We start from the raw sequence: 18,478 nt of genomic DNA on the forward strand, positions 1-18,478 counted from the left end.
GAGTGACTCTGTTAGATTTTAATGAAAAATTGTTCTATACTTGCTGAATAAAGAATCAAATATTTGTTGAGAAAATAATATGGAAACGCATCACTACCAATTTAATGAAGGAACTATTTCCCTACCTACAACATGGCAAGACCAATCTATGAATGTGTTTATTCTCCCAGATGAAAGTGGCATAAACTTAGTGATAAATCGAGTTGCTGTACCAACAGGAATGGAGGAGGATGAATATTATGAACAAGTTTTTCACCAGTTTGAGCATAATCTCAAGAAATATCGACAAATAAGTAAGGAAGTCGTTGAGTTAGATGAACACCCTGCACATTTGTTGGAATATCAATGGCAAACACCTGAAGGGGTCATGTACCAATGTACGGTGCTTCAAATTCGACAAGGGATATTGCTGACATTTACTTACACGGCCAACAAGGCATTCACCCCAAAACAGCGTCAAGCGATGCTTGAGGTTATCTATTCCTTTAAAGCAAAAACACAAGAAACATCACAGTAATGGGATTACTTGTCTATTTTTACAATGAGGCTTAATGATGACCGAACTTGACATCGTCCAGCGTATCACTCAACGCATCAATGCCTTTCCTCGCTCTACCATACAGCTCGGGGCGCCGTGTGATGTCGTCATGCCTGCCGCTCGGGTCGGAGATATCATCAATCATACTAGCTTTTGGTCTGCCTTAGCCGGTGCCGTGGTCGGGGCTTGCATTACCGCGGGGATTTTTGCACTCGCCTCGGTTGCCGTCGCTGCTGTGGGTATCACTGGCGGTTTAGCTGCCCCTATTGCTGCCGCTGTACTGGGAGGTGTCGCCACTTGGGCTGTTTCTGATGGTATAGAAAAAATCACCTCCGCCGTCACTAACTTTGTAAATGAAGCTATTGGCGGTGAACCCTCTGGGCCTATTTCCAAAGGGGCTGATAATGTTTTCGTCAACGGCAAACCCTTAGCGATGGTGGATTTAGCATTAAGCGTTGCCTGTACAAGACACTCCCCCGAACAAAAAATTGCACAAGGCAGCGAAACCGTCTTTGTCCATAATAAAGCCGTTGCCCGCAAAGGGGATAAAACCGAATGCAGTGCAACTATCGCTGAAGGCTCTCCTAATGTCTTTATCGGTTCTGGACAAGTCACCTATTTAGAAATGAAGTCTGAGTTTACTGGTTTTCAACGAGCATTACTGTTTGCTGTAGAGTTTGTTATTCCTCCAACCGCCCTATTTGGTAAAGGAATCGGGAAAGGATTGGCCAACTTAGGAAAAGCATTAGTCACAAAAGGCCCGCGTGCTGGTGCTGCATTAGCAGCAAAAATGGCAGGAAGAGCAGCAAAAGGCATTGCGAAAAGTGCCACTCGTAAAGCACAGCAAGCCACAAAACTGGCTAAAGCTGCAGGACGCGGTATGGCTAAGGGGGCAAAAGCGGTCGAGCGTGGCGTGGCTAAAGGGGCAAAAGCAGTCGGTAGTGGAATTGGGAAAGGTGTTAAGCAAGCAGGTAAGATTGCACGCGGAAAAACCTTAGGTTGTGCCAAGTGTGCATTTAAAGAGAATACTGGAATAAAACGCTTTAGCGAAGCCGTGAAAAAGTTTTTCAAAGGCGACCCCATCGATGTATTAAGCGGTCAAGTCGTTGAACAGCGAGTGGATTTCACCCTCGGGCAAACTATTCCCCTTTCCTTTATTCGCACTTGGGCAAGAAGCAAAGAAAACGATTTTGCCGATGGCTTATGTGGGCGTTATTGGGTCGATAATTTCTCAGAATATGCCGAAGTCTCAGATAATGGGCAACAGATTAACATCGCGACCTGTGAAGGCACTTATTTACGTTTTGCTCTGCCTCAGGGGGCAACGGGTGCGGTGAATCCTGACCATCCCGACTATACGCTGATTCGCCACCGAGACTATCTTGAGTTATTCCATCGTGAAACGCAACTTGCCAAACTTTTCTATTTTTCTGAAGTGCCTCAACTCAATCCAGATGATGAGCCAAGCGGTACAGAGACAAACGCCGATGCCGATTTCACCTATCCACCGCTAACCGATGGTCGTTACTTAATTTCCGCTTGGTTAGATACGTTTGATAATGCCGTACAGTTTCATTATAACGAACACTCGTGGTTGGAAGCGGTTTCACATACCGACGGCATTCTTCTCACCCTGAGCTACCAAGACGAGTGGCTACACCAAATTACTCGTGTCGATAACGGACAACAGGAAGTATTGGCAACCTATCAGCAAAATGAGCAAGGGGCGTTAGTGGAAAGCGATGCCTTGCTCGACTTCCATTTATTTTATGACTATGACGAGAGGTTTAATCTCACCCGTTGGGCAGATAACGATAAAACTTGGGTTACCTATGAATATGACCCACAAGGGCGAGTGATTCACAGTATTGGGGCTGAAGGATTTTACCCTGTTTGGTTTCATTATGAAAACAATCGCACCACGGTGTTAGACAGCCAACAACGTGCCACCGTCTATGACTATGACAGTCATCTCATGAAACCCCTCACCATTACCTCACCGAGTGGGGCGAAAACGCAGTTTAAATACGACCGTTATGGCAATCTCCTCACGCAAACCTTCCCAGATGGCAAACAAGTCACCTTTGACTACCTTGAACAAACAGGGTTAGTCACCTGCTTTACCGATACCGCAGGCAATCAATGGCATTATGACTATGATGAAAACGAGCAGCTGTGCAAACTGACTGACCCACTCGGGCGAGTTTGGACAAAAACAGAACAGCGTTCGCTGGCAAAAAACAGCGAAAATCCGACCGCATGTATCACCTTATTCACCGCCCCTGATGGCACCACGACAGAGTTTGTGCGTAATCAATATGGTTTATTAACCGAGGTAAAAAGCACCTTCGGTAAACAGCAACACGCCGAGCATTTTCACTACGACCCAAGGCATCGCCTTGTGGAAAGTCAGGATGCTGAACAACGCCGTATTCAGTTAAGCTATGACAATCAAGACCGTCTCACTCGCTTTACCAATGCACGAGGGCACCAATGGCAGTATGGCTACACGCCACAGCATAAACTGACACGCATTGCCCGACCAAACCAAAGCGAAGAAAAGCAACAATATGACCGACACGGTAACCTGATTCGTTATACCGATGCCAATGGGGTGGATTGGCAGTTAAACTACGGGGCGTTTGACTTGCTCATCGAGAAAATCGATGGTGAAGGCAACCGTTGGCGATATGATTATGACAAAGACAGTCTACACCTAAGCCAAGTCACTAACCCGAAAGGTGAAACCTACCGCTACACCTTCAACGAAAGCGGGCAAGTGGTAGAAGAAATCGATTTTGCCAATCATCGTTGGCGTTATACCTATAACGACAATGGCACCTTAAGCACGCTCACGGATGGCGAAGGCAATGTAAACCATTATGAATACGACAGTGCTAACCATCTCATTCGCCTGATGACGGCAGATGATACCTTTGTCTACCACTATGACAAGGTGGGACGAGTGACTGCCATTCAAAGCCTACAGGGTGAGTTGCAGTTTGAATACGACCTCAAAGACCGCATTATCAAAGAAGTGCAAAACGTGGGTGAAATCCACCGCACTTATGATGATGAAACCCAAACCCTGACTCGCACCTTATTTCTTAAAGACGAGCAAGGGCAACTTAACACCACCTCGCCGATTATCACCACCTTCAAATACAATGCCGTGGGTGAGTTGATTCAATTGGATTTACCCGAAACAAAGGGTCAAAAACACGGATTATTTTTCCAATACGACCAAAACGGCAATGAAATCCACCGCTACTCTCCTCAAGGTTTTATACTCAACCAACGTTTTGATGAGATGGATTGCTTGATTCAACAGCGAGCAGGTTGGGAGCCGAGTGCTTTTTTTGATAAACACGAACTGCGCGCCACAGGGATTGATGCCCCAAGTTTTGCCGAAGTCAACCAACGCTATGGCTACGATAAGGCTTTAAACACGATTGAAACCAAAGACAAAGGCGAGCAACGTTATTTTACCCTCAATAAAAACAACCAAATCACTCAGGTTCACAATCAAAATCATGAGCAGGAGCGTTATGGCTATGATGAGTGTGGTTACTTAACCCAACAGGCTCAGGGCTTATCCCTTGGATTTGGGATTAAGGAAGAAGAACGTCATGTTCGACACCAAGATATTTACCAACAAGGGCATCAACTCAATCGCCTTAACGACAACCATTATCGCTACGACAAAGCTGGCAGATTAACCGAAAAAACCGAAATCCGAGACGGTTTTCGTAAACAAACCACCTACTTCCGCTGGAATGCGAATAATCAACTCACGGGCATCACCAACAATCAAGGCGAAGTGTGGTATTATCAATACGATGCCCTTGGGCGACGGATTTCAAAAGCATGTCCGCAACAACAGCTGAGAATCACCTACCTGTGGGACGGCGACCAACTGGCTTACACCCAAACCGTTAAACAAGACAAACTGATAAGCCAACGCCACAGCGTGTTTCACGGCTGGCAACTCATCGCCCAACAGGACTGTTATCAGCAAAGCCAACAAACTCTAGACGGCAATAAAACTGAATGGAAGCATGAAACCCACTATGCCATCACTCAACCCAATGGCAAAGTGCTAGGTTTGCTCAGCCCAGAAGGCAAACTGAAATGGAAAGATGAAAAGCGAAGCGTATGGGGATTACTGTTCCCAAATGATTATCGCAAAACCAGCCCGCTAGACCCACAGTTTTTATTTGCAGGGCAATATACTGACCAAGAAAGTGGCTTAGCCTATAACCGCTTCAGATATTATGACCCAGAGAGTGGGAATTATATTTCGAGTGACCCGATTGGGTTGAGTGGCGGGGAACAACCTTATCGTTATGTACATAATGTTTTAGATTTTCTTGATCCGTTTGGGTTGGCTGGGTGTTCTACTACATTAGGTAAAAATATGATGGAATCGATGGGACTTTCTCGTTCTACATCATGGGCAGGACATCAAGCTCACCATATAATTCCTGTTCAGTTGATTAACCATCCTGCATTGAAAAAACTTGGTTATAACATAGATGAAGCCGCGAATGGTATATTTTTACGAACAGTCGATGACAAAGTTAGCGCAATGTCTAGACACCAAGGCAATCATGATGGTTATACAAGAGCAATTAAAGATGCTCTTGATAAAATAGATTTAAATGGAGATATAGCCAAACAAGTCAGTCAAATACAAGAGATGGCAAGAAAAGGTCTATCAAATGGTATGCCTATTAGAGCGTTAGATTTACATCCATCAGGAGGTATTCTTGGTAATAATCGTGCGTATCAATTATGGTCAAAAATATTAAATTAATGGAGTAATGTATGAGTTATACTGAAGACTTTAAAGAACCAATTGAGTTAATTTTTTCAGAAAAATTATTATCTGGCAATAACACATCAAAAAAAACATCCAAAAATAATATTATTGATGACTTTTTTTCAGGTGAAACATGGTCTATAAGCCATTTAATTGATAATGAAGTTTCTAAATTTAGATTTCATTCAGACTACGATAAAAGTGAAATTAAAATTGATAATTTATTAAATACTTTCAATGAAAAGTTAGAAAAAAAATATTTCATGTACAGAAAATCAAAAATAAAAAAAGAAAATTCAGCATTTGATGATTTTTTCTTTTCTATTTTCGATGAAGTTTATAACCATTTGAGGATAATCGCTATACATAGAGCCATATATGGTATTAATGAAAACTCTTTATTGGAAAAAGTATTTTCAATCTATAAAGATGGATTATTACCATATAAATTTAAATCTGATATTTTCTATACATTCAATCCTATAATATTAAAATAATTCAATATTTCAGGTTCACAATCAAAATCATGAGCAGGAGCGTTATGGCTATGATGAGTGTGGTTACTTAACTCAACAGGCTCAGGGCTTATCCCTTGGATTTGGGATTAAGGAAGAAGAACGTCATGTTCGACACCAAGATATTTACCAACAAGGGCATCAACTCAATCGCCTTAACGACAACCATTACCGCTACGACAAAGCTAGCAGATTAACCGAAAAAACCGAAATCCGAGACGGTTTTCGTAAACAAACCACCTACTTCCGTTGGAATGCCAATAATCAACTCACGGGCATTACCAACAATCAAGGTGAAGTGTGGTATTATCAATACGATGCCCTTGGACGACGGATTTCAAAAGCATGTCCGCAACAGCAGCTGAGAATCACCTACCTGTGGGACGGCGACCAACTGGCTTACACCCAAACCGTTAAACAAGACAAACTAGTAAGCCAACGCCACAGCGTGTTTAACGGCTGGCAACTCATCGCCCAACAGGACTGTTATCAGCAAAGCCAACAAACTCTAGACGGCAATAAAACTGAATGGAAGCATGAAACCCACTATGCCATCTGCCAACCAAACGGACAAGTGCTTGCCTTGCTCAACCAACAAGGCAAACTGAAATGGAAAGACGAAAAGCGAAGCGTATGGGGATTACTATTCCCAAATGACTATCGCAAAACCAGCCCGCTAGACCCACAGCTTTTATTTGCAGGACAATACACCGACCCAGAAAGTGGCTTAGCCTATAACCGCTTTAGATACTATGACCCAGAGAGTGGGAATTATATTTCGAGTGACCCGATTGGGTTGAATGGTGGGGAACAGCCTTATCGTTATGTACATAATGTTTTAGATTTTCTTGATCCGTTTGGGCTGGCAGTCTGTCCGTTACAAAAACTAAAAGAAAAAGGATATACAGGCGTTAGAAAAACCCCAAATGGTGGCTTAGACTATTCAAAAAGTAATGCTTTATATACCAATCAGAAGAGAAGCGATGTAAATCCAATACAACGAATTGAATATACAGGCAATTACCATAAGGATTTCGAACTCGCAAATATGGCTGCATTAGGGCAAAAATCGACGCCCAAAGGGTATACTTGGCATCATCTTGATGATTATGATCCCGTTACAAATAGCGGGACTATACAGCTAGTGAAGACAGAAGCTCACACAGGCATACCGCATCGCGGTGGCGTTGCTCAATATAAAGAAGCGACTGGTAATTCGTATGTATTTAAACTTTGGTAGGAGAAATTATAATGTTAGAACTTTTAGAGCAAGAATATCCCATTACAGAAAATGATTTTAACGAATTTGAGAAATTTTTAAAAAAAACTCTCCCTTTGGAAATGAAAGAGTTTTATTTAAAATATAATGGGGGGCAACCTAGTCCGTCCTGTGTTCACGATGAAAATCATCTTTTCCCTGTAAGTGCTTTTTATTCAATAGAAGAAATGAAAAAGAGTTTAGACTGGTTTGACGATGAGAGCTTACCTGATGAATTCAAAAAAGGAGATCTGTTAGCCTTTGCCTATTTTCCAGGAAATGGTAATTATTCTTTATCGTTAAGAAAAAATGATTATGGAAAAGTGTATTTTTATGTGTTAGAAGAAAAAGCTACTATCTATGGCGAATGGAATTCTTTTAAAGAATTTATTAATAATTTTGTTGAAGATACAGAGGAATAATCCCCCGATGCCACTCGTTGATAACGAGTGGCTTATTCTTTTTCTTCACAGAAAGCGGTCACTTTCTCTTTAAATTTTGCACTTTTTTAGAATAAAGTGACCCCTTGTAGTCTAGTAGCACAATTCAAACAAAGGTTACCGCTACGACAAAGCTGGCAGATTAACCGAAAAAACCGAAATCCGAGACGGTTTTCGCAAACAAACCACCTACTTCCGTTGGAATGCGAATAATCAACTCACGGGCATCACCAACAACCAAGGTGAAGTGTGGTATTATCAATACGATGCCCTTGGGCGACGGATTTCAAAAGCATGTCCGCAACAACAGCTGAAAATCACCTACCTGTGGGACGGCGACCAACTGGCTTACACCCAAACCGTTAAACAAGACAAACTGATAAGCCAACGCCACAGCGTGTTTCACGGCTGGCAACTCATCGCCCAACAGGACTGTTATCAGCAAAGCCAACAAACCCTAGACGGCAATAAAACTGAATGGAAGCATGAAACCCACTATGCCATCACTCAACCCAATGGCAAAGTGCTTGGCTTACTCAGCCCAGAAGGCAAACTGAAATGGAAAGATGAGAAGCGAAGTGTATGGGGCTTACTATTCCCAAATGACTATCGCAAAACCAGCCCGCTAGACCCACAGCTTTTATTTGCAGGGCAATATTCCGACCCAGAAAGTGGCTTAGCTTATAACCGCTTTCGGTATTATGAGCCTGAGAGTGGGAATTATATTTCGAGTGACCCGATTGGGTTGAATGGTGGGGAGCAGCCTTATCGTTATGTACATAATGTTTTAGATTTTGCTGACTATTTCGGATTGACAACTTGTTGGACTAAAAAAGGGCGAATAAAAGATGCTGGGCTCCCGACAAAAGGAAAAATCAGATACATACCGCCAAAAAATTGGCAACCATCTATGCCATTACCTCGAAAGAATGGTGGGTATATTGATAAGTTTGGTAATGTGTGGACAAAAGGACCACCTAGAACTGCTGGAGAAGCTTTTGAATGGGATGTTCAATTATCAAAAATAGGAAAAGAGAACATAGGTTGGTTAACTAGGGATGGCTCTCATGCAAATGTTTCATTATTGGGAAGAATAACACATAGATGATAACAGTTAATATAAGATTATTTTTATATGATAATTCGGAAAAAGCGAAAAGTAAAATTATTAAAAAATTATCATCAGTATTGAATAACTATTCAATAACTGTAGATGACATCAATATCCAAATAATATTTAATACTAAATCTTGGGAATTACAAATTTATGAAATCTTAAAAATATGTAACTTGCTTGGTAGGGAATGGAATCTTTATGGTAATATAGAAGAAACGTTTGAGGCTTGGTCTAATTCACCTAAATTGGTTGGTGTTCAGTCTTTACATGTATATTGTGATAATCCTGTTATTTATAATGAAACATATTATGCATATATAAATAACTTATCTTAATAATTATAAATATAAAGCTCAGTGCAAAAGTGTGGGAAATCCACCGCACTTTTAATCACGGCTTTATCTTAAACCCGGATGCCGCTCGTTTATAACGAGTGGCTTACTCTTTTTCTTCACAATAAGCGGTCACTTTCCCTTTAAATTTTGCACTTTTTTAGAATAAAGTAACCCCTTGTAGACGGACAAATACTCGCCCTTCTCAATCCACAAGACAAAAAAGTTTGAGCGAAAGCAAAAAGCACCCTTTGGGGATTACTGTTCCCAAATGACTATCGCAAAATCAGCCCGCTAGACCCACAGCTTTTATTTGCAGGGCAATATTCCGACCCAGAAAGTGGCTTAGCCTATAACCGCTTCAGATACTATGACCCAGAGAGTGGGAATTATATCAGCTCAGATCCGATTGGGTTGAATGGTGGGGAACAGCCTTATCGTTATGTACATAATGTTTTAGATTTTCTTGATCCGTTTGGGTTGGCTGGGTGTAGTTCTTATTTAAAAAAATGGGGAAAAGGAAGAGAAGGATTTAAAAACTTCTGGGATAATTCAAGTTATGATGAATTTATGGAAGCTTGGAATAATAAATCTTTTAGAGATAACATCAAAACTAGATTAAGAGCTAATGGATTAACCATTGGTGGTGGTTATCACGAATGGTTGCCTGTATCTCAAGCGGATAAATTTAAACAAATGGGGGTGTCATTCGATGATTATATGAAATGGAGAACACCTACAAACCAAGTAGGATTTCTTGATAATTTAGGAAACTTTGGTACACACACACCAACAACATCAGCATCAAGCTTAGCTCACAAAGAATTAATTGGAATTGCAGGCAGAGTAAATTCAATATCTGACTATATCAAATATGTTCGAAAATGGAGCCAACGAAGACTTCCTAATGGAGTTTCCGATTTACCTTTTTAATTAGTTTGGAGATTTAGTATGAATACTGTTTCAATTTGGGTTGCTGAAAACATCACATTCGAATTAGCTTATTCTCTTTTTGTATATAATCCTAAAAAAAGTAAGATAAATTGTTCTAAATTTAAAAAATTATTTGATATAAAAAACACTACTTTCTTTGATGAAGAACATGTTTACATAGTTGATGAAATATTAAATGGCATAAGCATAGAGCATTTAGATAAAATTTTAGAAAAGTATGGTTTTATTGAAATTTACGGTAATTTGAAAAGTAAATTATCTAAACTTAATATTTATCAAATTAATTACATGGTAATAACACCCGATTTCGAATATAACGGCACTATTTTGGAAGTTGATGGAATTAAATTTATAGGTGCCTTTTCTTATGAATTTAATGATGACTTCTTGGATTGGTTGTTTAATGAGTAGCACCCCCGATGCCACTCATTTATAACGAGTGGCTTACTCTTTTTCTTCACAACAAGCGGTCACTTTCTCTCTAAATTTTACATTTTTTTAGAATAAAGTGACCCGTTGTAGTTAGGCTTATGGCAATACCAAACTAGCTACGCCATCTTCCAACCAAACGGACAAGTGCTTGCCTTGCTTAACCCACAAGGTAAAAAAGTTTGGGCGAAAGAAAAAAGCACCCTTTGGGGCTTACTGTTCCCAAATGACTATCGCAAAACCAGCCCGCTAGACCCACAGCTTTTATTTGCAGGGCAATATACTGACCAAGAAAGTGGCTTAGCCTATAACCGCTTTCGGTATTATGACCCTGAGAGTGGGAATTATATTTCGAGTGACCCGATTGGGTTACAAGGTGGAGAACGACCGTTTGGGTATGTGGGCAATCCGCTGGATTGGGTGGATTTGTTTGGGTTGGCTGGGTGTAAAGATGTTAAATTTAAACGCTGGAAACCTAGTGATGCAATTGATAAACCATTACCGAATGGAGCTAATCCGTCTTGGAATACAGTTAGATCGCGATATTGGAAAAATAGATACCATGCAAGCCAAGGCACAGGAGAATTTTCAGCTTCTAATATGCAAAGAATGAAGAAAGGGAGAGCTCCATTAGATGCCAACGGTAACCCAATGGAATTACATCATCATATTCCTCAAAGGTATCAACACCCAAATAGACATAGTCCTAATAATCTGAGAGAAGTAACGAGAGAGCAACACGCTTCCTTAGATCCATTTAGAAATTTAGGAGATTAAAAATGAATAATGCTTTATTAAAAATTAAAGAGTTTATTGAACATCAGATTACTCCAAAGGAGTTTGAAAGATTGATTTACAGTTCAGAGGGTTTAAAAGGTCTTATTGAGGAGTATGCTGATTATCAAGATTACATGAATGGTCTTTCTGCATATGAATATTTAACAACATTAAATTTCAGCAAAATTGAACATATAGTAAATGCAATTGATATATTGGAAAAAATTCTAAATAAAAATAAAGTTTCTTATAAATCAGATGATTATTACCAAAAAAAATTTAATTTAGTCCTAGATGCTATTCCATCTTGGGTTCCCGATCATATTGATTTGATTAACAGCTTATATGAACAATACAAACCTAATAAAACTTCAGAATTTAAAAAAGTAATTTTAGATACTTTTATTTGTTACAATAAAAAACCCAAATGGCTTCAGTCACCTGATTGGATAATAAATGAAAACAATCAACCAATGATTTTTATTGAGCAAATTGATGTAAGTAAAATTTATCATGATAAGACTTTTTTATACGTTTTCTTAGATAAAGAAAAAGATATGTATCACTTTTTAAGGCAATCGGCTTAATACTAAACGAGTTATAGAAAGAGACCCCCTGATGCCGCTCGTTTATAACGAGTGGCTTACTCTTTTTCTCCACAACAAGCGGTCACTTTCTCTCTAAATTTTGCACTTTTTTAGAATAAAGTGACCCCTTGTAGACGAACAAATACTCGCCCTGCTTAACCCACAAGGCAAAAAAGTTTGGGCGAAAGAAAAAAGCACCCTTTGGGGTTTGCTAGGGGGAAACACCCCGGATGCCGCTCGTTTATAACGAGTGGCTTACTCTTTTTCTTCACAACAAGCGGTCACTTTCTCTTTAAGTTTCGCACTTTTTTGGAATAAAGTGACCCCTTGTCGTCTCGAGTGATAACGCTAAATTATCTCTATTTCACCCCTCCCCTGCTCGTTAATTAACCATGTACTTTCCTCTTCATTCATCATAAACTATGTCTTATTTTTATTGATATTTTCTGTCTTTACATAAAAGAGACAAGCTATGGCAGATTCTCCCGACATCGTCCAGCGTATCACTCAACGCATCAATGCCTTTCCTCGCTCTACCATACAGCTTGGAGCACCGTGTGATGTCGTCATGCCTGCCGCTCGGGTCGGGGATACCATTAAACATAAAAGTTTTTTGGCTGCTTTAGCTGGGGCGGTTGTGGGAGCGATGGTCAGTGCCACACCCTATTTATTATGTGGGTTATTAGGTCCACTCGGTGTGGCAGTAAGGATTGCATTGACAATTTCTGATTTAGTTGATGATAATCCCGAACCCAGTTGGGCAGAAAAAGCAGCCAAAGCAACATAAAATTTTCTCAATGATTGTTTTGATGCCCCTGATGGCACGATTGCCATAGGAAATCCCTCCGTTTTAGCCAATGGAAAACCCATTGCAACAACACTAATTCCAAACGCCATTGCCTGTAATAACCACGACTTACAAATGATTGCCGAAGGTAGTGAAAGTGCATTCGTTGCAGATAAAAATATTGCAAGAAAAGGCGATAAAACCACTTGTGGTGCAATTATCCAAACAGGTTCACCCAATGTCTTTATCGGTTTGGGGAAAGCTCAGGTTGCCAAGATTGCAGATGAATTTTCATTTGTTGAAAAAACGCTTTTAGTTGCGGTAGATATGGGATTCCCACTCTCGAAGAAAACAATGAAAAATGGGTTGGGGAAAATTAGGTTGGGGATCGATGAGTTTAGTAAGGGAATTAAAAAGTCTATTGTTAAATCTAAAAATACTAAAGTGAAAGGTGGAGCATATAAAAATTTAGATTTTGACAACTCTCCTCATCCAACACTAAAAAATACAACTATGGAACAAAAGCATCATATGCCAAGTCAATCTGCAGGTAATAAAGGAACTAATGGTGGTGCATTAACAATGGAAACAAACGATCATAAACAAACAGCCTCTTTTGATAATATTGCTGGCTCTAAAGATTATAGGAATAAACAAAAAGGTTTAATTGCAAACGGAAAGTTTCAAGAAGCCTTTCAAATGGATGTTGATGATATTAGGCGAAAATTTGGAGACAAATATGATGATGGTATAGAGCAATTAACACAATGGTATAAAAAACAGGGTAAAATAAAGTAGGAGAATATATGTTTATAATAAACTCTTTTGTAAATGTTGGTGATTTATATTTTGGAATGGATAGAGATTTCATAAATAAAAATATATTAAATAGTGTGAGATTTACTTCTAGCGAAAATGAAAACGTTTATACCTCAGAAAAATCTACTAATGATTTTTTTGACAACGGTATTGCGTTAGGATATATGAATAAAGACTTTAGGCTAAAATATATTCTGTTTACCGGTTGTTCTGTATATTTTAATGGTAAAGATTTATCTGATATGAATTACTCAGATTGCTTAAAATATCTATCACAATTCGATAGAAATATTGAAGAAGAAGAATATGTAGGTTTTATAAGCTACGAATTAGGGATTGCCATTTATGCTCCTAATGCTACAGAAGATCCTGATACTATGATTGAGTGTATTACAGTTGCAGAAAAAGGATACTTTGAAACAGAGAATGGGAAAGTATAATACAAGCGGTCAAATTCTCCACTTATTTTACAAAGATGAAGCCTCATCACATCGTCCAAATCATCGCTCACACTGGGGCATATTTCACATTAAGAAATCTGCCTCCTTTCTCTTGTTCTTTTCCAAGCAATAGTTACATTCGTCGCTTTACCCCAGCCAAAGATAAAATCGTTCGTGGCGATCCCATCGATGTATTAAGCGGTCAAGTCGTTGAACAGCGAGTGGATTTCACCCTCGGGCAAACTATTCCCCTTTCCTTTATTCGCACTTGGGCAAGAAGCAAAGAAAACGATTTTGCCGATGGCTTATGTGGGCGTTATTGGGTCGATAATTTCTCAGAATATGCCGAAGTCTCAGATAATGGGCAACAGATTAACATCGCGACCTGTGAAGGCACTTATTTACGTTTTGCTCTGCCTCAGGGGGCAACGGGTGCGGTGAATCCTGACCATCCCGACTATACGCTGATTCGCCACCGAGACTATCTTGAGTTATTCCATCGTGAAACGCAACTTGCCAAACTTTTCTATTTTTCTGAAGTGCCTCAACTCAATCCAGATGATGAGCCAAGCGGTACAGAGACAAACGCCGATGCCGATTTCACCTATCCACCGCTAACCGATGGTCGTTACTTAATTTCCGCTTGGTTAGATACGTTTGATAATGCCGTACAGTTTCATTATAACGAACACTCGTGGTTGGAAGCGGTTTCACATACCGACGGCATTCTTCTCACCCTGAGCTACCAAGACGAGTGGCTACACCAAATTACTCGTATCGATAACGGACAACAGGAAGTATTGGTAACCTATCAGCAAAATGAGCAAGGGGCGTTAGTGGAAAGCGATGCCTTGCTCGACTTCCATTTATTCTATGACTATGACGATAATTTTAATCTTACCCGTTGGGCAGATAACGATAAAACTTGGGTTACCTATGAATATGACCCACAAGGGCGAGTGATTCACAGTATTGGGGCTGAAGGATTTTACCCTGTTTGGTTTCGTTATGAAGAGCATCGCACCACGGTGCTAGACAGCCAACAACGTGCCACCGTCTATGACTATGACAGTCATCTCATGAAACCCCTCACCATTACCTCACCGAGTGGGGCGAAAACGCAGTTTAAATACGACCGTTATGGCAATCTCCTTACACAAACCTTCCCAGATGGCAAACAAGTCACCTTTGACTACCTTGAACAAACAGGGTTAGTCACCTGCTTTACCGATACCGCAGGCAATCAATGGCATTATGACTATGATGAAAACGAGCAGCTGTGCAAACTGACTGACCCACTCGGGCGAGTTTGGACAAAAACAGAACAGCGTTCGCTGGCAAAAAACAGCGAAAATCCGACCGCATGTATCACCTTATTCACCGCCCCTGATGGCACCACGACAGAGTTTGTGCGTAATCAATATGGTTTATTAACCGAGGTAAAAAGCACCTTCGGTAAACAGCAACACGCCGAGCATTTTCACTACGACCCAAGGCATCGCCTTGTGGAAAGTCAGGATGCTGAACAACGCCGTATTCAGTTAAGCTATGACAATCAAGACCGTCTCACTCGCTTTACCAATGCACGAGGGCACCAATGGCAGTATGGCTACACGCCACAGCATAAACTGACACGCATTGCCCGACCAAACCAAAGCGAAGAAAAGCAACAATATGACCGACACGGTAACCTGATTCGTTATACCGATGCCAATGGGGTGGATTGGCAGTTAAACTACGGGGCGTTTGACTTGCTCATCGAGAAAATCGATGGTGAAGGCAACCGTTGGCGATATGATTATGACAAAGACAGTCTACACCTAAGCCAAGTCACTAACCCGAAAGGTGAAACCTACCGCTACACCTTCAACGAAAGCGGGCAAGTGGTAGAAGAAATCGATTTTGCCAATCATCGTTGGCGTTATACCTATAACGACAATGGCACCTTAAGCACGCTCACGGATGGCGAAGGCAATGTAAACCATTATGAATACGACAGTGCTAACCATCTCATTCGCCTGATGACGGCAGATGATACCTTTGTCTACCACTATGACAAGGTGGGACGAGTGACTGCCATTCAAAGCCTACAGGGTGAGTTGCAGTTTGAATACGACCTCAAAGACCGCATTATCAAAGAAGTGCAAAACGTGGGTGAAATCCACCGCACTTATGATGATGAAACCCAAACCCTGACTCGCACCTTATTCATTAAAGACGAGCAAGGGCAACTTAACACCACCTCACCGATTATCACCACCTTCAAATACAACGCTGTGGGTGAGTTGATTCAATTGGATTTACCGGCTCACGCAAGCCATAACGAAACAAATCACCACAATACAACGGGTCAAAAAAACGCATTATTTTTCCAATACGACCAAAACGGCAATGAAATCCACCGCTACTCTCCTCAAGGGTTTATACTCAACCAACGTTTTGATGAGATGGATTGCTTGATTCAACAGCGAGCGGGTTGGGAGCCGAGTGCTTTTTTTGATAAACACGAACTGCGTGCCACAGGGATTGATGCCCCAAGTTTTGCCGAAGTCAACCAACGCTATGGCTACGATAAGGCTTTAAACACGATTGAAACCAAAGACAAAGGCGAGCAACGTTATTTTACCCTCAATAAAAACAACCAAATCACTCAGGTTCACAATCAAAATCATGAGCAGGAGCGTTATGGTTATGATGAGTGTGGTTACTTAACCCAACAGGCTCAGGGCTTATCCCTTGGATTTGGGATTAAGGAAGAAGAACGTCATGTTCGACACCAAGATATTTACCAACAAGGGCATCAACTCAACCGCCTTAACGACAACCATTATCGCTACGACAAAGCTGGCAGATTAACCGAAAAAACCGAAATCCGAGACGGTTTTCGCAAACAAACCACCTACTTCCGCTGGAATGCGAATAATCAACTCACGGGCATAACCAACAATCAAGGTGAAGTGTGGTATTATCAATACGATGCCCTTGGGCGACGCATTTCAAAAGCATGTCCACAACAGCAGCTGAGAATCACCTACCTGTGGGACGGCGACCAACTGGCTTACACCCAAACCGTTAAACAAGACAAACTGGTAAGCCAACGCCACAGCGTGTTTCACGGCTGGCAACTCATCGCCCAACAAGACCGTTATCAGCAAAGCCAACAAACCCTAGACGGCAATAAAACTGAATGGAAGCATGAAACCCACTATGCCATCACTCAACCCAATGGCAAAGTGCTTGCCTTGCTCAACCAACAAGGCAAACTGAAATGGAAAGACGAAAAGCGAAGCGTATGGGGATTACTGTTCCCAAATGATTATCGCAAAACCAGCCCGCTAGACCCACAGCTTTTATTCGCAGGGCAATATTCCGACCAAGAAAGTGGCTTAGCCTATAACCGCTTTCGGTATTATGAGCCAGAGAGTGGGAATTATATCAGCTCAGATCCGATTGGGTTGAATGGTGGAGAACAGCCTTATCGTTACACTCAAAATACGATGGATTGGGCTGATCCGTTTGGCTTATCCAGTTGCCAACTGAGCAAAGCGATGGAAAATGCTGGCATAGTGAGACCAAAACACTCAGCCGCACATCATATTGTCCCCGAAACAGCAACAAGTGCAGAACCAGCCAGAAAAATTCTTAAAAAACACGACATTGATATTAATTCAGAATTCAATGGAGTGTTTTTACCTAGCCGAGCCAATACCGACAACTTACCTGGCATTTTACATAATGGCAGACACCCTAATGAATATATCAATGCGATAAATGCTCGAATTAAAAAGGCTGATCAATTAGGTGGTAGAGCAGCTATTATTGAAGAACTAGATAATATTAGAACGATTTTAACTAATGCCCCAAGAAACAGTAATTGGAGAACCGTACTATGACAAAAATATATCAATTAGCCTCTAGTTATGGCGATATTTGTTTTTTTATAGAAGACTGTCCTGAGGAACAAGACAGTATTCTGAATATTGCGATGGATAGAGAATGGCAGCCTTTTGAAGATTATAATCCGATTACTTTGGAACTGCATCGAAGTGATACAGGCAAAAAAAATTATCAGTTTGATTTTAGTGGATCACTCAACCCTTTTTTAGTGTTTAGTGAAAAAGCTCAAAAAGCCTTAGAGCCCATTTTAGCCCCTAGAGGGCAATTTTTAGAGGTTATAACAGACAGTAAACGCAAGAAATTTATTGGCTATTACCCCACCAATGTTTACCCGAAAGGGATATTGGATTTAGAGCATTCGGACTATATTGAATATCCGAATGGACTTTTGGTTCGTAAAGCAGTACTTATTAAAGAAAAAATCCCTGATGAATATCTCTTTACTATTGAAGAGGATACGTCAATAGTTTTTGTTACTGAAAAATTTAAACAATTAGTGGAAGAGCATGAGCTTATTGGGTTTAAATTTTCCGATTACAATGAAATCGTGGTGAGATAATACGCCCCCTGATGCCGCTCGTTTATAACGAGTGGCTTACTTTTTTTCTTCACAGAAAGTGGTCACTTTCTCTTTAAATTTTGCACTTTTTTAGAATAAAGTGACCCCTTGTCGTCTCGAGTGATGATGCGAAATCATCTCTATGCCAAACCCTCCCGGCTCATTAATTAGCCATGTACTTTTATCTCCATTCATCATAAACTATGT

At 40.6% G+C, this 18,478-nt stretch carries 16 protein-coding genes; all 16 read left to right on the plus strand.

The annotated features are described in order from the left end of the window. The first annotated feature begins 79 nt into the window (after nt 1-79). Nucleotides 80-517, plus strand: a complete 438-nt coding sequence (locus ACPEEM_RS01530; protein WP_424402541.1) for a DUF1795 domain-containing protein — start codon at nt 80-82, stop codon at nt 515-517. Between the two features lie 34 nt (nt 518-551). Continuing rightward, a complete protein-coding gene (locus tag ACPEEM_RS01535) occupies nt 552-5,354 on the plus strand; it encodes an AHH domain-containing protein (protein ID WP_424407489.1) in 4,803 nt (1,600 codons plus the stop codon). Between the two features lie 11 nt (nt 5,355-5,365). Then, complete coding sequence (locus ACPEEM_RS01540; RefSeq protein ID WP_424402552.1) at nt 5,366-5,857, plus strand: hypothetical protein; 492 nt, start codon at nt 5,366-5,368, stop codon at nt 5,855-5,857. A gap of 316 nt (nt 5,858-6,173) precedes the next feature. Next, a complete protein-coding gene (locus ACPEEM_RS01545; protein WP_424407491.1) occupies nt 6,174-7,115 on the plus strand; it encodes an RHS repeat-associated core domain-containing protein in 942 nt (313 codons plus the stop codon). Nucleotides 7,116-7,126: 11 nt separating this feature from the next. Then, on the plus strand, nt 7,127-7,555 hold the full coding sequence (locus ACPEEM_RS01550) for an SMI1/KNR4 family protein (protein ID WP_424407493.1): 429 nt from the start codon (nt 7,127-7,129) through the stop codon (nt 7,553-7,555). 265 nt (nt 7,556-7,820) lie between these two features. Beyond that, nucleotides 7,821-8,681, plus strand: coding sequence for a polymorphic toxin type 17 domain-containing protein (locus ACPEEM_RS01555; protein WP_424407495.1), 861 nt, complete (start codon nt 7,821-7,823; stop codon nt 8,679-8,681). Next, nucleotides 8,678-9,025 carry a hypothetical protein gene (locus ACPEEM_RS01560; protein WP_424405459.1) on the plus strand — a complete coding sequence of 116 codons (348 nt, stop codon included), beginning with the start codon at nt 8,678-8,680 and terminating at the stop codon, nt 9,023-9,025. The genes ACPEEM_RS01555 and ACPEEM_RS01560 overlap by 4 nt, the downstream gene beginning before the upstream one ends. 282 nt (nt 9,026-9,307) lie before the next feature. Beyond that, nucleotides 9,308-9,955, plus strand: a complete 648-nt coding sequence (locus tag ACPEEM_RS01565) for an RHS repeat-associated core domain-containing protein (RefSeq protein WP_424406096.1) — start codon at nt 9,308-9,310, stop codon at nt 9,953-9,955. A gap of 18 nt (nt 9,956-9,973) precedes the next feature. Beyond that, a complete protein-coding gene (locus tag ACPEEM_RS01570) occupies nt 9,974-10,387 on the plus strand; it encodes a hypothetical protein (RefSeq protein ID WP_424405461.1) in 414 nt (137 codons plus the stop codon). 165 nt (nt 10,388-10,552) lie between these two features. Next, on the plus strand, nt 10,553-11,182 hold the full coding sequence (locus ACPEEM_RS01575) for an RHS repeat-associated core domain-containing protein (RefSeq protein WP_424405463.1): 630 nt from the start codon (nt 10,553-10,555) through the stop codon (nt 11,180-11,182). A 2-nt stretch (nt 11,183-11,184) separates the two neighbouring features. Further along, nucleotides 11,185-11,769 (plus strand): hypothetical protein, encoded by a 585-nt coding sequence (locus ACPEEM_RS01580; protein WP_424402556.1) that lies wholly within the window; start codon nt 11,185-11,187, stop codon nt 11,767-11,769. A 472-nt stretch (nt 11,770-12,241) separates the two neighbouring features. Beyond that, nucleotides 12,242-12,556: a hypothetical protein gene (locus ACPEEM_RS01585; protein WP_424402557.1), complete on the plus strand. Its 315-nt coding sequence runs from the start codon at nt 12,242-12,244 to the stop codon at nt 12,554-12,556. A 39-nt stretch (nt 12,557-12,595) separates the two neighbouring features. Further along, complete coding sequence (locus tag ACPEEM_RS01590; protein ID WP_424406098.1) at nt 12,596-13,354, plus strand: PAAR domain-containing protein; 759 nt, start codon at nt 12,596-12,598, stop codon at nt 13,352-13,354. An 8-nt stretch (nt 13,355-13,362) separates the two neighbouring features. Next, the gene (locus ACPEEM_RS01595) at nt 13,363-13,815 is read left to right on the plus strand and encodes a hypothetical protein (RefSeq protein WP_424402562.1); all 453 of its coding nucleotides are present in this window, start codon (nt 13,363-13,365) and stop codon (nt 13,813-13,815) included. Nucleotides 13,816-13,850: 35 nt separating this feature from the next. Next, the gene (locus ACPEEM_RS01600) at nt 13,851-17,708 is read left to right on the plus strand and encodes an RHS repeat-associated core domain-containing protein (RefSeq protein ID WP_424405465.1); all 3,858 of its coding nucleotides are present in this window, start codon (nt 13,851-13,853) and stop codon (nt 17,706-17,708) included. Continuing rightward, nucleotides 17,705-18,271: an imm11 family protein gene (locus ACPEEM_RS01605; RefSeq protein ID WP_424402543.1), complete on the plus strand. Its 567-nt coding sequence runs from the start codon at nt 17,705-17,707 to the stop codon at nt 18,269-18,271. Before ACPEEM_RS01600 ends, ACPEEM_RS01605 begins: the two co-directional genes overlap by 4 nt. The last annotated feature ends 207 nt before the right edge of the window (nt 18,272-18,478 follow it).

The sequence above is a fragment of the Pasteurella pantherarum genome (genome assembly GCF_049670885.1).
Classification (GTDB): Bacteria; Pseudomonadota; Gammaproteobacteria; order Enterobacterales; family Pasteurellaceae; genus Pasteurella.